This window comes from Pleionea litopenaei, from assembly GCF_031198435.1.
Lineage (GTDB): Bacteria > Pseudomonadota > Gammaproteobacteria > Enterobacterales > Kangiellaceae > Pleionea > Pleionea litopenaei.
This window is the reverse complement of the sequence record NZ_CP133548.1, coordinates 3,603,560-3,617,535: the sequence shown is the minus strand read 5'-3', so window position 1 is coordinate 3,617,535 and position 13,976 is coordinate 3,603,560. Positions and strand designations below refer to the sequence as shown.

General features: G+C 42.7%; 13 protein-coding genes. 5 read left to right on the top strand and 8 right to left on the bottom strand.

The genetic code is table 11. The annotated features are described in order from the left end of the window. Nucleotides 1–113 precede the first annotated feature (113 nt). The gene (locus tag Q9312_RS16220) at nucleotides 114–866 is read left to right on the top strand and encodes a DUF5020 family protein (RefSeq protein ID WP_309201913.1); all 753 of its coding nucleotides are present in this window, start codon (nucleotides 114–116) and stop codon (nucleotides 864–866) included. A 37-nt stretch (nucleotides 867–903) separates the two neighbouring features. Here the strand turns inward: Q9312_RS16220 and Q9312_RS16215 are convergent, their stop codons facing one another. After that, a complete protein-coding gene (locus Q9312_RS16215) occupies nucleotides 904–1,410 on the bottom strand; it encodes a hypothetical protein (protein ID WP_309201912.1) in 507 nt (168 codons plus the stop codon). 277 nt (nucleotides 1,411–1,687) lie between these two features. Here Q9312_RS16215 and Q9312_RS16210 point away from each other — a divergent pair, with 277 nt between their 5' ends. From Q9312_RS16210 to Q9312_RS16200, 3 genes are all read left to right on the top strand, one after another. Continuing rightward, nucleotides 1,688–2,158 carry a Dps family protein gene (locus Q9312_RS16210; protein ID WP_309201911.1) on the top strand — a complete coding sequence of 157 codons (471 nt, stop codon included), beginning with the start codon at nucleotides 1,688–1,690 and terminating at the stop codon, nucleotides 2,156–2,158. A gap of 229 nt (nucleotides 2,159–2,387) precedes the next feature. Beyond that, nucleotides 2,388–3,449 (top strand): NAD(P)/FAD-dependent oxidoreductase, encoded by a 1,062-nt coding sequence (locus Q9312_RS16205; protein WP_309201910.1) that lies wholly within the window; start codon nucleotides 2,388–2,390, stop codon nucleotides 3,447–3,449. A 40-nt stretch (nucleotides 3,450–3,489) separates the two neighbouring features. Beyond that, a complete protein-coding gene (locus Q9312_RS16200) occupies nucleotides 3,490–3,753 on the top strand; it encodes a DUF3081 family protein (RefSeq protein WP_309201909.1) in 264 nt (87 codons plus the stop codon). 24 nt (nucleotides 3,754–3,777) lie between these two features. Here the strand turns inward: Q9312_RS16200 and Q9312_RS16195 are convergent, their stop codons facing one another. After that, the gene (locus Q9312_RS16195; protein ID WP_309201908.1) at nucleotides 3,778–4,080 is read right to left on the bottom strand and encodes a c-type cytochrome; all 303 of its coding nucleotides are present in this window, start codon (nucleotides 4,078–4,080) and stop codon (nucleotides 3,778–3,780) included. Nucleotides 4,081–4,389: 309 nt separating this feature from the next. Here Q9312_RS16195 and Q9312_RS16190 point away from each other — a divergent pair, with 309 nt between their 5' ends. Further along, complete coding sequence (locus Q9312_RS16190; protein ID WP_309201907.1) at nucleotides 4,390–6,504, top strand: putative bifunctional diguanylate cyclase/phosphodiesterase; 2,115 nt, start codon at nucleotides 4,390–4,392, stop codon at nucleotides 6,502–6,504. A gap of 40 nt (nucleotides 6,505–6,544) precedes the next feature. On the opposite strand, the gene Q9312_RS16185 is transcribed toward Q9312_RS16190, so the two are convergent. From Q9312_RS16185 to Q9312_RS16160, 6 genes are all read right to left on the bottom strand, one after another. Next, nucleotides 6,545–7,609: an ATP-binding cassette domain-containing protein gene (locus Q9312_RS16185; protein WP_309201906.1), complete on the bottom strand. Its 1,065-nt coding sequence runs from the start codon at nucleotides 7,607–7,609 to the stop codon at nucleotides 6,545–6,547. Continuing rightward, nucleotides 7,606–8,301 (bottom strand): molybdate ABC transporter permease subunit, encoded by a 696-nt coding sequence (modB, locus tag Q9312_RS16180; RefSeq protein ID WP_309201905.1) that lies wholly within the window; start codon nucleotides 8,299–8,301, stop codon nucleotides 7,606–7,608. The genes Q9312_RS16185 and modB overlap by 4 nt, the downstream gene beginning before the upstream one ends. Continuing rightward, nucleotides 8,291–9,208 carry a molybdate ABC transporter substrate-binding protein gene (modA, locus tag Q9312_RS16175; RefSeq protein ID WP_309201904.1) on the bottom strand — a complete coding sequence of 306 codons (918 nt, stop codon included), beginning with the start codon at nucleotides 9,206–9,208 and terminating at the stop codon, nucleotides 8,291–8,293. The genes modB and modA overlap by 11 nt, the downstream gene beginning before the upstream one ends. After that, complete coding sequence (locus Q9312_RS16170; RefSeq protein ID WP_309201903.1) at nucleotides 9,198–11,456, bottom strand: putative bifunctional diguanylate cyclase/phosphodiesterase; 2,259 nt, start codon at nucleotides 11,454–11,456, stop codon at nucleotides 9,198–9,200. Before Q9312_RS16170 ends, modA begins: the two co-directional genes overlap by 11 nt. 63 nt (nucleotides 11,457–11,519) lie before the next feature. Continuing rightward, complete coding sequence (locus Q9312_RS16165) at nucleotides 11,520–12,062, bottom strand: hypothetical protein (protein ID WP_309201902.1); 543 nt, start codon at nucleotides 12,060–12,062, stop codon at nucleotides 11,520–11,522. Nucleotides 12,063–12,066: 4 nt separating this feature from the next. Continuing rightward, on the bottom strand, nucleotides 12,067–13,788 hold the full coding sequence (locus Q9312_RS16160; RefSeq protein ID WP_309201901.1) for an OPT family oligopeptide transporter: 1,722 nt from the start codon (nucleotides 13,786–13,788) through the stop codon (nucleotides 12,067–12,069). Nucleotides 13,789–13,976: the final 188 nt, after the last annotated feature.

The following is a 13,976-nucleotide window of genomic DNA, read 5'->3' as shown; positions in this document are numbered from 1 at the left end:
AATTCGCGGCTTTTTTATTGGGCCTTAGAAAAAATACCATTACGCAAAGTCGCTTAAGCTCAACTATAGTTGTAGTGATTATTGGATAATAAAATCACTACAGGAACTTCGCCATGTTAATTGGTCGATTGAATTGGGTGGTCGTGGTAACTTTTCTGAGTTTCCTATCAACGGATCTATTCGCCAAATCACTTTGGAGTGATAACAGTCTCACCTATTTGTCGGGCAAACATTATCGCGTTGGCGATCCTAAAAAAACGGTGCTCACCTTCGAACATGCGAGTGGGCATTCTTGGGGTGATGTTTTCTATTTTGTTGACCGCCTCAAATCTAATAATGGCAGTAATGAAACCTATATGGAGTTTTCTCCGCGCTTGAGTCTTAGCAAAGTATCAGGGAATGAATTTAAGTACGGAATCGTCAAAGATATATTAATTGCTTCAACCATTGAAATGGGTCAAAACGAAACGACCAGTTTTGATCACTATTTACTCGGTATCGGTTTCGACTTGGATATGCCCGGATTTCGTTTTTTTCAATGGAATTTCTATCATCGTAACAATGATCATCGAGACAATAACTGGCAACTCACTCAAGCGTGGTCGCTACCCTTTTCCTTGGGTGAAGAACTTTTTCGCTACGATGGGTTTATTGATTGGAGCAGTGCAACCTCAGATGTCGGTTCTTCAGTTAACTTTACCTCTCAACTAAAATGGGATCTGGGTCAAACACTTTGGCAACAACCTCATCAAATGTATCTTGGGTTCGAATACGTGCTCTGGAGAAACAAATACGGTATTCGTAACTCACCTTTGTTTGATACCAATGAGAATAATTTAAATTTGTTATTGAAGTTACATTTCTAGCCATTCGAATTTCAGCATGATTCTTTCCAATAACGCGCTACCAAGTGATGGTTTTACGCAAACCACTTTGCTCATCGTGCACTTCTATTTTGTCAGAGAAAAATGACCACTGAGGTTGCGTGAAATATTTCTCTCCCGAACTGTCTTGATAACGCCACGGTAAGTCTGCAATCAGTTTTCCAGACTCACGATCAATTAATAGTGCATATTCAATGTCGACGATCACTGAAGTTCCCGCCGCACCAGAAAAATAAATCAACACATCAATGTTCGGATTAGCTTGAAATGATTTTATAAATCGAATACCTGGAGAGGTGTAGGTAATTGGAAAACGTTGAGAGTCAACGCCCTTAGCGACTTCGACTAAATATGCTTCGCCATCATTGACTTCAACTCGCCATGGTTGATCGGCCGCCACCGCTTTAGCGAAAATCAAGCTGAACATCGCAATAGCCACTATACAAGACAATGATAGGCGTTGAGATCTAGAAGTTAAACGGCGCGAAAAACTTGAGTCTTCTGACGAATGTAAAAATAGAGTCATCAATTGCCCTTATTAGCATTTTGTGATGGTGGTTTCTTTTTGATGATGCATTCTTTCTTGGTCGAGCATTCTTTCTCGATCGAGCATAACATCAATGTCGAAAAAGACCTTTCTGTATTGTAACGCTATCTTAGCATACGACAATCCATATTGAATTTCATCTTCGCTCGAGCGGATTCATTGAGATTTTCGATTACACTAATCTGTCCTTCACCTTGTTAATTTGCTTGAGATTCGTTTTAATGGTTACTGCGCAAACGAAATCACGGAGAGAAAAATGAAGACAATCGATATTGGTATTAGTGAAACCGACCGTAAAAATGTCGCTGAGCAACTTAAAAAGCTCTTAGCCGACTCATATACGCTCTACTTACAGACGCACAACTTCCACTGGAACGTCACCGGCAAACAGTTTCGAGAGCTGCACCTGATGTTTGAAGAGCACTATACCGAATTGGCCGTCGCCGTCGACGACATTGCGGAACGTATCAGAACCCTTGGCGTTGCCGCTCCAGGTACCTATAAAGCCTTTGTCGAACTTAGCTCAATTAAAGAAGTTGATGGCGTACCAGAGGCGCAACAAATGGTTGAAATATTAACCGCAAGCCATGAAGCCGTGGTCAAAACTTGTCGACTAGCTTTAAAAGCGGCACAAGAAGCCGACGATGAGTCTTCAGCGGCGCTGATCGGCGATCGAATGCGTATTCACGAAAAAACCGCGTGGATGCTTCGCGCTATCACCCAATAATTGCTCTGATTGACGCTTATCGGCGTAGTAAATTCTGAAGCAACCCAAAGCAGGGCTTCGGTCCTGCTGGACGTTGCTGTTAGCCTTAGACAATCAACTGAAGCGACAGCTCCTAAAAGCACACAAATCCATGCTGGCACTCGCACACGGCTCTAAATTGAATAACAACCCAAACTAAGACTATCTGAGAAAACGGGTATCTGAGTAGACGGCTATCTGAGTAAATATTATGACCAAAACAACTGACTCGCCAACCTCCGTCGCGATTATCGGTGCCGGTATAGCGGGATTAACCTACGCCAACCGATTACTTGCTAAAGGCATCTCTTGCCAGGTCATCGAGAAGTCTCGTGGACGCGGAGGACGGGTCAACACCCGGCGGATATCTGAGCTTAAACTGGATTTGGGCGCTCAATACTTCACTGCTCGAACCCCAACCTTCCAAAACCAAGTTGCGTGTTGGCTTGAAGAAGGTGTCATTGAACCCTGGACCTTTGAACCGCATGTTCTCTGCCCTGAAAGCCGCTTGCCTATCCCTTCTCCTGACAATGAAATTCGTTACATTGGCACACAAGGTCTTAATGGTATTGCTCACTCCCTCGCTAACGGTTTGCCCATCAAGTTTTCATGTCGAGTTGCCGAGGTACTTCACAACCCAGTAAAGGGTTTTACTTTAGTCGATGAGTTTCAGCAGGTTATAGGTCACTTCACCCATTTGGTCACTGCAATACCCGCAGAGCAGACCAAAGCTCTGCTGCCAACCAGCATCACTTACCGGGATCAAATACCCAATCACCTTCACTCTCCTTGCTGGGCAGTCGCTATTTGCTCAGAGAAGCTCGACCACTCAAATATAGAAGGTGTTTTCGGCGACGAAAAGGTTCGCTGGATATCACGACAAACTCGACGACAAGACAACCACCATCAAGACAAAGATTATTGGTTGGTGCATTTCGCGCCCGACTGGTCAAATCAATATCAAAATGCTTCCAAAAGCTGGGTCGCGCAGCAAGCAATGAACTGGCTCCGAGAGAAGTTATCATTAAAGCAACAACAGAGCCTTCATTGTCACTTTTGGCGCTATGCCAATCTAGCCCTCGACAGCCTTTCGACTCAAAACAACGATGCGACCGAAGCAACAGAGGGGATTAAAGCGCCTTCTCAATTTGCAAAGCCACTGATAGACTTTCAGCACCAATGTGCCAGTATTGGAGATTGGACCCAAGGCGGTCGAGTCGAAGGCGCTTTCGAGTCAGCGATCAAACTGCTCGACAGCCCATTTATTAACTAACGCAGTCACTTTAATCACGAACTATTTAGATGTTGATATTATGAAAAACGAACTTAATGTCCACCAAGTCTTAAAGGTGTTTCAAAAAATAATCGCCCATGGTACTGAGCGACAAGGGGTTCACCATCTCGACGGCGTTACTGCTGATTCTGGCTTTGACGGTTATACGGTGACTTTATCTGACCAAGATGTGACTCTGACGCTTCAGTTCCATAATAGCTACCATCTCTCAAGTAAGAACCAAATTGCCGAGCAGGCTTTTTTTGAGAAGATAACGCAGATCGACCGTAAGAGCTATGCTTAAGCATAGCTCTTACGGCTTGATTCCTTACTGCTTAGAGTAATATTCAGCAAGTGCATTAATGTCGTCGTCCGACAACATTTTTGCTTGCCCTGTCATCACAGCAGACTGTCCACCTTGTCTCTGTCCATCACGATAGGCTTTTAAAGACGAGACTAAATACTCTTTATTTTGTCCCGCCAACTTAGGATAGGCTCCCATCAAAGGCTTTTTGCCACCTTCACCATGACAGGCTTTACACACCGCTTCTTTCGCAGGTGCCTCCGCTGCCGGTAGGGCTAATGGCGCTGTAACAAACACCGCCGCAATGGCATAACTCAAAACACGCATTGATTTCTCCTTCGTAGATTATTTCTAAAACATTATAAGCTTTAACTCAGCATGAAAATAATCATCAACTCGACAAAGCTTTAACAGATCGTAAGTATAGTTTATTAATCGAAGTAACTCATTGATCTAGAACATATATCTATTTTTTATTCTTGTTCTGCTAGATTCGCGATTGACCGGCTTAGCCGAAGATTGCTAATCTTAAACGGTTCGAGCCTAAGGAATGTGGTGCTCACCTGCTAGTCGCAGAACAACCGTCAGCTAAAGAATTGTTAGCGAGACACGCTCTATTTTGTAAAGGACTTTATTTTGCACTCAAATCTAACCATTTCTCGATTACTTCTGGTTATTACCAGTACTTTATTTGTGGTTTTATTTATTTACAGTGCCTACTCTTCTTTTCAACAACAACGACAAGCCCAAATCGAATTAATGCAGTCGATGACTCAGCATATTCATAATCAAGTGAGTCAGTTATTAAATCAACAAAAGCAGCATCTCAGCGAGCTGCAGAAAAAAGCAGCATCATCAAATCTTTTACATGAAGTTCCTAGCGAGCAAGTAAACATTCTAAATTTATGGTCAACCTCCCTGAGAGACCTGACCTCACTGTCATTAGTCAAGCAAGACACTAACTTCCTGAGACCTGAGGGAATATCCCTCGATCACTATGAATGTTCGTCGCCTGCTAGTCAGAACGCTTCGCAATGGCGCTTATGCAGCCCTAAAATACCAGACAATCGAGAATATCTCTGGATACTTCCGATCGACGAATCAGATTATCTACTTTTAGCCGTCTTCGAGTTTGAAGCAATCAACCGGATACAACAGCGATTTAACTTAGCCCCACAGAAATTTATTATCAGTAATAAAAAAAGTGTACTCGAACCTAACGCTAGCTCTAGTGCTATCGACACAGTTCTTGTACAGCCCATTCAAAATGCTCCGTGGAGTATTCGCGGAGCATTATCAAATAACTACGCACAAAAACTGATTCTAAAAAACCTTATGCACCTGCTACCGGCTTGGCTATTAGTGATGTTAGTTTTAATCGTTACTTACCAGTTACAAAAGCGTCGTTCTAAACAACATATTGCGGTGCTCAAAGATTTAGAATTCTCAAAAGCTCATGACGAACTCACCGGCCTAACAAACAGAAAAACCTTTGAACATCAGCTCGACCGCTATATCAAGCGACAATCATTCGAGAATAAGCCCATCGGTATTTTGCTACTGCTAAATATTGATAAGTTTAAACTGGTCAATAATAATTTAGGGCACCAACGAGGCGACGCTTTACTGCAGTACACGTCCATGTTACTAACTGACTATTTGCCGAACACGTCGATCATAAGTCGACTAGGTAATGATGAGTTCGCTGTTCTTCTACCCAATGTATACCATCGCGAATCAAAGCACTTTTCAGATGCATTAAGACAAAAAATTCAAAACTACCCATTTAATAAAATTAAGATAGATCACCCTATTACGGTCAGTATTTCAGTACTGCATATTGATAAAACCACCACCAGCGTTGAACAAGCCCTTGCAGCGCTTCATCGTTCGGTAAATCTTGCCAAACAAAACGGTGGGAATCGTGTTCAACTCTATCAAACAAGCGACGATATTCTTCAAAAACACGAAAAAGAAATGCTCGTGGTCAATGACTTATCCATTGCTATAAAGCAAAATCGACTGACCTTATATCGCCAAAAACTTAAACCCATTGCGGTCGATAACAAAAGTGAATTGCGCTACGAAGTGCTGGTAAGAATGCATGATATTAATGGTCAATTAATTTCCCCTGAAACATTTATAAGCGCAGCAGAAAAATATGCGCTCATTACTCAGCTTGATCGCTGGGTTTTACGAGCAACATTTTATGCGATTAGCCACCAAGAACCCTCGTTAAGCACTCGTTATGGCATCAATATCTCGGGCCTAACACTTGCCGATGTCGATTTTACAGACTATGTCGACTCTTTATTTCAACAATACAAGGTTGCTCCATCCCGCATAAACTTTGAGATCACCGAAACCTATGCAATCACACATTTTGAAGTCGCTTTAAAATTTATGAAAGAAATGAAAGAGCGAGGATGTACATTTTCGTTGGATGATTTTGGTAGCGGAATTTCTTCTTTTAATTATCTTCAGCGCTTACCGGTCGATAGCCTAAAGATCGATGGCGCATTCATTAGAAAGATAACAAGCGATCCTTTGCAACGAGTTTTTGTTGAGACCGTGCAACACCTTGCCAATGAAATGAAAATTAAAACCATTGCTGAATTTGTTGAAAGCCAAGCGATTGAATCTTATTTAGCAAAAATTGGCGTTAACTATGCTCAAGGTGATTATGTACACAAGCCCGAAGTTTGGTTTAACTACAATATGAAAGTCACTGAAAGCATAATAGCGACATGATAGGTCAGTTGTGAGAAGTGCGCTGCTCGAAGTATAAAGCCTACAACAGCGCAGCTGTCTTAATTTGGCACCACACCTTAAGCCCAGGCGCCAGTTCTAAGTTGCGCACTGACAAGTTGGTGACGGCAGCCGACAGTGTTATTCCAGATACAGATATATCAACGATTGAGACGCCGGGATGAAACGAGGCATTAATGCCTAGCACCTTGCCTTGCAAAACATTTAAAGTACTGCTTTGCTTCGGTTGTGCAACACTAATACTAATTTGATTGGCTTTAAGCACGCAACGATACTGTTCTGCTAACCGGTAATCATTATCGGGTATGATGAGCTGTAATTCTTTAAATTCCACCTTAGCTAAATGAAAGTCTGACATAAGTTCAGTAACCGTAATATCAAACACAGTCGCCGGTAACGCATCATCAAAAATAACGTTCCCGTACTCGCTTACCACTTTTTCAATTGCTGCATGGCCTATACACTGGCCCTGATCGAGTAAAACAACAGAATCAGCAATCGTTAGAAGTTCCGTTATAGAGTGAGTTATATAAATAATAGATAAGTTAAACGCAGTTTTTATCGACTTTAAAGCCAACAATATTTTACGTTGATTAATAGCATCTAATCCAACGAGCGGTTCATCAAGTAACAGCCATCCTTTAGTTGCCAATATCGCTCTGGCGATAGCAACTCGTTGCTTCTGACCACCGGATAAGCTTGAAACATTCCGTTCAACGAAATCTTTTAGGCCCAGCTGTTCGACCACCCAATCTCTTTCTTGCTCACTGTAAAATTGACGTCGGACACGACCATAGTCAATATTCTCTAGCACACTAAGGTGATGGAACAACTCAGCTCCTTGAGGGAGGTATCCGAGTTCTCTTTTATTAGCCGACAGATGATGTTTATCTGACTGCCAATTCAAATTAGCGGTTTTAATAGTCCCCGTGCAGGGTTCTGTTCCCGCAATTGCATTTAATAGACTAGACTTTCCGCTACCCGAAGGCCCAAACACAACGGTAATTTTATTCTCTGACAGTTCAGTATTTAGACTTAATTCAAAGGATTTTCGGCGAACCGAAATATCTACCATTAAATCGCTCATCGATCGCTCTCTCGCTGCTTCATAACAACGAAATTATCAACCTTAAACGAACGATAAGTAAGCCATAAAATTACAAACGAAAATATCAGTAAACCTCCGGCTAGATAACCCGCTCTTGAATAGTTTAATGTCTCTACCAATTCATATACTTGAACCGATAAAACTTTAGTTTCTCCCGGTATATTTCCACCAATCATTAATACCACTCCAAACTCTCCGATGGTATGTGCAAATCCTAAAATCATGGCAGCGACGATACCCGCTTTAGATTGAGGAAGTATAATTGAACAAAAACGATCACAGCGACTTGCGCCAAGTGTTGCAGCAACGGCTAAAGTGCTGTTAGAAATACTTAAAAAAGAAGCCAGAAGCGGTTGTACAACAAAGGGAAGTGAAAACACCACCGAGCCTAATATCAATCCACTGAATGAGAAAGGATAGATACCTAATACTGCCAGACTTTTGCTAACGGCATGGTCGCCGCTCATGAGCAATAACAAATAAAAGCCCAGTACGCTAGGCGGTAACACTAGCGGAAGTGCGACTAAAGCAGAGACGATTGGCTTTAACTTACTTCTTCCAAAGGCTAACCAATAAGCCAGAGGTAAACTGATGATCATCAAAATAATCGAAGAGAAGGTTGCTAATTTTAAAGTTAAATAAATTGCCTGCCAATCACTATCATTGATCATCGAAAACACCTACTGATAAATAACCTCGTGCCATCAGTTTTTCTTGTGTCTCAGGCTTTTGCAGATAATCAAGAAATATTTTGGCCAACGGAATATTTTTTGAATCAGCGACGATGCCTCCAAATTGTTCGATTGGAGAGTGCAAAGAGCTAGGAATCGCTATTTTAATATAACGACCAATTTGGCGTATCGGCGCAAAAGATCGCGCAACAATGCCACAATCAACTTTTCCGTAAATAATAAAGTGCAGTGATTGAGCAACATTCTCTGCAAAAATCAAACGCTCTTTTTCGTGTTGTATATCTGCTCGCTTCAAGACTTCTAATGCTGCTTTTCCATAGGGTGCTAATGTGGGCTGCGCAATCGTGATTCGGCGGCATGCTCCTAGATACTCCGTAAGCGCCGTCAAATCGGCGGAGTAATCAAGGTTGTAACTATGTCCGTCACTGTCACCGTAACTATCACCGTAACTATCATCGTCACTATTAAGTCCTGAATTATTCCCTTCATTGACGACATCGGGTTCAGAGAAAGACAGTGCTGTCTTTTCTGTTAACACTAACATTAAAGAGCCACGAGTATATTCTATTACTGACTGTTCAATTAACTTGTCTTTACTAACTAGATAAAAGGGCTTTTCTGCATCAGCAGAAAGAAAAACATCAAAAGGCGCATTTCTCTCAATCTGTGCCATGAGTCGTCCTGATGCACCTGGAATTAGTTCAACCTCAAAGTTGAAGTCTTGTTTATCCATCTGAACGAGTTCATTTAAAGTAGAATAGAAATTCGTAGCGACAGCGACGCGAAGCTTAGCCTTTAGAGTCGGCTTAGCAAACGCTTGAAAAGACCATAATAGAGCGCAAAATATCACATACTTTATTTTTTTAAAGCGATGATTATTCTGCATGCTCGATCAGCTTCTGAAAATCATTCCAACTCAGCGGTTTCGACAGGTAAAAGCCTTGCAGCATTTCACAACCACGATCTTTGAGATAGCCAATTTGAGCTTCATTTTCGACCCCTTCAGCTATCACTTCAAGCTGATAAAGATCGGCCAGTGCAAGAACGATATCAACCATTCTTCTTTTATCGGTGGAGGAGTTCGATAATCCTTGTATAAAGGAGCGATCGATCTTCACCTTATCGACGGGAAATTCTATCAACTGAGTAAAGGCTGTATACCCGGTACCGAAGTCATCTAAAGATAAGGAAACACCAAGGGATTTTAGGTGGTTTAGTTGTCGAATAGAGCCTTCTATATTATCGACAAAGCTGGTTTCAGTGATTTCTAGTTCAATTCGCTCGGGAACAACTTGATGTTTCATCAGCATGCTTCGAACCGTACCGGGAAACTCTTTATTGTGAAGTTCAACAGCTGAGATATTAATAGCAAAGAAGCCGTCGAACCCATAACGATCACTTACGTAATTTAATCGCGACAGCGATTCATTTAAGACCCATGTATCAATCGCTTTGATTAGCCCGGTCGATTCAGCAACCGGAATAAATTCTTCTGGTCCAATACCTTTTGCCGTTAATGTCGGTGCGCGAATTAGCACTTCTACACCGACAACTTCGCGAGAGACCGCGCTGTAAATTGGCATATAAACTAGATGAAAGTGTGAGTGTTCAATGGCTTTGGTTAAGGTGCGTTCTATGAATTGCTTTCTCTGAATGCCACCAGCAATATCTCTGTTGAAGAATTGCAGTCGATTTTTCCCTTTCAACTTTGCCTGATACATTGCGGCATCGGCATTTTGCAACAAGGTTGCGACATCGTTACCATCATCAGGTGTTATAACAATACCAATACTCGCCTGCACATTATGATTGACGCCATCAAGTAAAAAGCCACTTTCAAACAGCGATAAAATTCGTTCCGCGACTTTTTCTGCAACCGCATTAGACTCTATGTTAGTGAGCAGTAATGCAAACTCGTCGCCAGCCAGTCGTGCTAACTCGCCTTTCGTTAAATTTGCAACTAAATCACTTGGCCTAGTCGATTTTAGAAGCCGTTCGCTGAAAGCTTTAAGTAACTTGTCGCCCACGGCATGCCCATAATGGTCATTAACCTTTTTAAAGTTATCTAAATCGATATACAGCAGAGCCATTTTCTTGCCATGTCGAGCAGAAACTTTCAATTGTCGATGTAACTGATACTGGAAGTGTGTTCTGTTTGACAACCCAGTGAGGTGATCAAACGCGGCCATTTTGTTTAACTTTCTTAGCATATCGATATAGGTATTAATTAACCTATCAACGACACCCTTTCCTTTCCGCTTCTTCAAATTGATCGGTTCGCCAAAGCGGGTATTCTGAATTTCTTTGAGTAAAGCATTGAAGGGACTCAGATATCGAAAGTAAAAAAGTAAAGCAACGATTATCAGTACAATTAAGAATAAAGCTATGGTTCCGAGAACGACTTCTAACAATGAGAAAATCTGAAGTGATGAAATGGATGATTTTGGGATCAATACAGAGAGTTGGTAGCTTGGTTCAGTCAACTCAATGGAATAATTATCGTCATCAAGCCACTGTTGATTGAGTTGAGCAGAAATCTCTGGTCTAGCCGGTGCCGCCTCTACCCCTTTAAAACTCAATGCATACGGCACTCCTTCACCAAAAAAGTGGCTCAGTTTTTTATTAAAATCACTGAATGCGTTTAGCGGTAAACTGATAAATAACCACTTTGCTACGCCGTCTTGTTTCGCTAATAAAATACCTCGCGCAATCATGACATCACTTTGCGTTTGCTCAAAGCCTATCACTGAAGATTGCCCTGTTTCCATTGACCGGTACAAGGCTAGTAACGTTGATTGCTTTACATCACCAACACTACTCACAATTCGGTTACCGGCCATTAAGGCGACGCCTTTCACCGATGGATTTCGGGTTAGATCATCTAATAGCTCTCGATTCGTATCTTGTGAGTCAGTGAGAGGCAGTTCTGAAATCAAGGTGGCCAAAGATGAAGTATTTGCCAGCTGCTGACGCATATCGGCTTGAAACTGCTGTGCAAAAAACGATAATTCTGAGCTGACTCTTTGTTGCGCATTGTGTCGATTAACTTGTTGCAACAAGAAAACAGAAATGGCGATGGCGACAACAAGTGTCGCCATCGTCAGAATCTGTGCTCGAGAGGTCACGTAATTCATTGTTCCACGCAACTCCGATAAAACGGGCACCGGAACAATGCTTGCTTATCGATTGATGAATGTCTAAGTTCGGTTATTTTGTAATCGTTCATTAAACAGAGCTGCAGCATCATGAAATTGTTGACTCGCTTTTTCAATGTATAGCTTTACTTCATCGACATAACCATCGGTTGACGCTGACCATACTCGGTTGATGTAACGTTCTCCAGCCGCGAATGCGCTCATTATATCGGCGTAATCCTTGAGTCCGAGAATATGACGGATGCTTTCACGTGACTCAGCAAATTCAGTTAAATCTTCGCGAAAGACCCGGTCGATTTCAAAACGTGCCTCATATGTCGGTAGCTTTTCTTTATTGTCATTCATTTGCTCTAGGTTTGAAACAATATTATTTAGGCATTTCTGCAAGGTTTCGATGCTTCCGGAGCTGTGAGCTTTCTCGCGAGCATCAGAATGCTCAATCCGCTTTAATAGAATGGCACCAATAAAGCCTAGCAGGATCGTAGGAATAAACCAGTTCCAGTTTAACGTTTTCGCATCGAGAGAGGCCAAAAATGCTCCACCTAAAAAGCTAACGATAATTAAACCAATTGCTATCTTTTTCATCGTTTTAGTCTCCTAGGCCAGACATTATTTTAATAACCGCGTAACCAACGCCCACTAGAGCTTCCCCTACGATCAAACCGGCAGCGATTGGAATACCTTTGGTTTCCACCCATGTCTCACCGTAGTAACGATTCACCACCAATCTCAACACGGTACCTAAGCTGTAGGTGAGAACAATATTGAAGGGTAGATAAAACCCCAGCCCTGCGGTAATTCCAAGCCCTCCAGAAGATAGGCTAAGCAGCGCCCCTAGGCCGGCTCCCGCTAAATATTTCTCAACAGGGACATCACCGCCTAAAATACCATTCACCATGCTGGCTAGCGCTTGACCTTGCGGTGCTGGCAATTGATCAGAACCCAAGCCATAAGCCTTATGCAATATGAAAATCAGCACCATAATTAATATGGGACCCAACCAAGCTCCTAAAAACTGACCTGCCTGTTGCATTTTCGGCGTTGCGCCGACCAGATAACCGGTCTTTAAATCGAGCATTAAATCGGTCGCTTGCGACATTGCAACACAAGCGGCAGCCCCCACCATCACGGCTGCTACGATCGACTCAGAACGTCCTAAACCGCTGGCGATAAAAATCAATATCGTTATGGCAATAAGCGTCATTCCTGACAGCGGAGACCAATTCGTTCGGCCAATACACTCAGATAAGATAACGCCCGCGATCCAAATCCATAAGGTTCCCACCAATGCCATGGTTATTCCACGACCGATGCCCATTTTCTCCGTCGAAGTGATCGCCATAAAAACTAAGAGCACGGCGGCGCCGATAATAGCGATGTAGAGCAGTTTGATCGGCATTTCATCTTTCGATAAGGCGGTACCGCTCTTTGCTGCGTCTTGCATACTACGCACTGCAGACACAATTAACGGCAAAGCTAATACAATCCCCATGACCGCACCACCGATAATCATACCGATACCCACCGGTCGAAATAGCTGTTTCCGTAAGTGCTCAGGATCGGTTACGGCGGTGCCATCGACGACCGGCATCAAGTCGGTACCTGCCAGCAATGGCGCTAAAAACCAATAACATACAAAGCCCCCGATAATGAAGGCGATACCACCTTTACCGGCAATAAAACCAACCCCAACGGTCAACAACGACACATACCATATACCGTTCATATACTCAGGTAGGCCTAAGAATTTCCCGAGATTCAAGTTTTCAATACCAACACTTAAACTGACCGCGTGCACCAACCCGGCAACAACCGCCGCACTGATCAATAAAAAGGCTTTTCTCATGCCCGCACCGGGTGACTTCAAAATAGTCGCAACGGCCACACCGCCAGGGTAGGTTAAACGCTCATAATCGATCATTTGCTTGCGTAACGGAATAATAAAAGCGATCCCCAAAAATGCGCCAGCAATGCAGCCAAATACTAGTAAAATGGGATCAAAATTGGTTTCACCTAAAATAAACAACGCAGGGACAGAAAACATCATTCCGCTTGATGCGCCATTAACCGCACTTGCCACCGTTTGCGCAACATTATTCTCGATGATGCTATTGCGTCGTAAAACGCCCCGTAAAATTCCAAATCCTAAAATGGCGGCCAACTCTGATCCTTCAATAGAGAACCCTAACTTCAAAGCGGCATACCCGATGCTCACCGCGATGACCGCGCCTAAAAGATACCCCACCAGAACAGCATGTATCGATAACTCAGGGTAAGGCCCTGTTCGTAATATGGGAGCTGTCTTTGACATACTCAACCTCATTTGTTTTTGTTATTCGTTTTATCCTCAAGGTTCAATAATAACCAACTTATTTGAGCTTGTCATGGCGGCCGACGAATCGATCCCTTCTTGCATTCCGCGACTGTTCTGCAGCAGTAAGAATTGAACGTTAAGAAAATGGCTTGAGCACTTGATAAACTCTAGTGATGCTCTAGACT

Coding starts and splice junctions, on each gene's coding strand:
- modA (WP_309201904.1), bottom strand. CDS start 9,208: ATGCAGAATAATCATCGCTTTAAAAAAATAAAGTATGTGATATTTTGC.
- Q9312_RS16165 (WP_309201902.1), bottom strand. CDS start 12,062: ATGAAAAAGATAGCAATTGGTTTAATTATCGTTAGCTTTTTAGGTGGA.
- Q9312_RS16160 (WP_309201901.1), bottom strand. CDS start 13,788: ATGTCAAAGACAGCTCCCATATTACGAACAGGGCCTTACCCTGAGTTA.
- Q9312_RS16200 (WP_309201909.1), top strand. CDS start 3,490: ATGAAAAACGAACTTAATGTCCACCAAGTCTTAAAGGTGTTTCAAAAA.
- modB (WP_309201905.1), bottom strand. CDS start 8,301: ATGATCAATGATAGTGATTGGCAGGCAATTTATTTAACTTTAAAATTA.
- Q9312_RS16195 (WP_309201908.1), bottom strand. CDS start 4,080: ATGCGTGTTTTGAGTTATGCCATTGCGGCGGTGTTTGTTACAGCGCCA.
- Q9312_RS16210 (WP_309201911.1), top strand. CDS start 1,688: ATGAAGACAATCGATATTGGTATTAGTGAAACCGACCGTAAAAATGTC.
- Q9312_RS16205 (WP_309201910.1), top strand. CDS start 2,388: ATGACCAAAACAACTGACTCGCCAACCTCCGTCGCGATTATCGGTGCC.
- Q9312_RS16170 (WP_309201903.1), bottom strand. CDS start 11,456: ATGAATTACGTGACCTCTCGAGCACAGATTCTGACGATGGCGACACTT.
- Q9312_RS16215 (WP_309201912.1), bottom strand. CDS start 1,410: ATGACTCTATTTTTACATTCGTCAGAAGACTCAAGTTTTTCGCGCCGT.
- Q9312_RS16220 (WP_309201913.1), top strand. CDS start 114: ATGTTAATTGGTCGATTGAATTGGGTGGTCGTGGTAACTTTTCTGAGT.
- Q9312_RS16185 (WP_309201906.1), bottom strand. CDS start 7,609: ATGAGCGATTTAATGGTAGATATTTCGGTTCGCCGAAAATCCTTTGAA.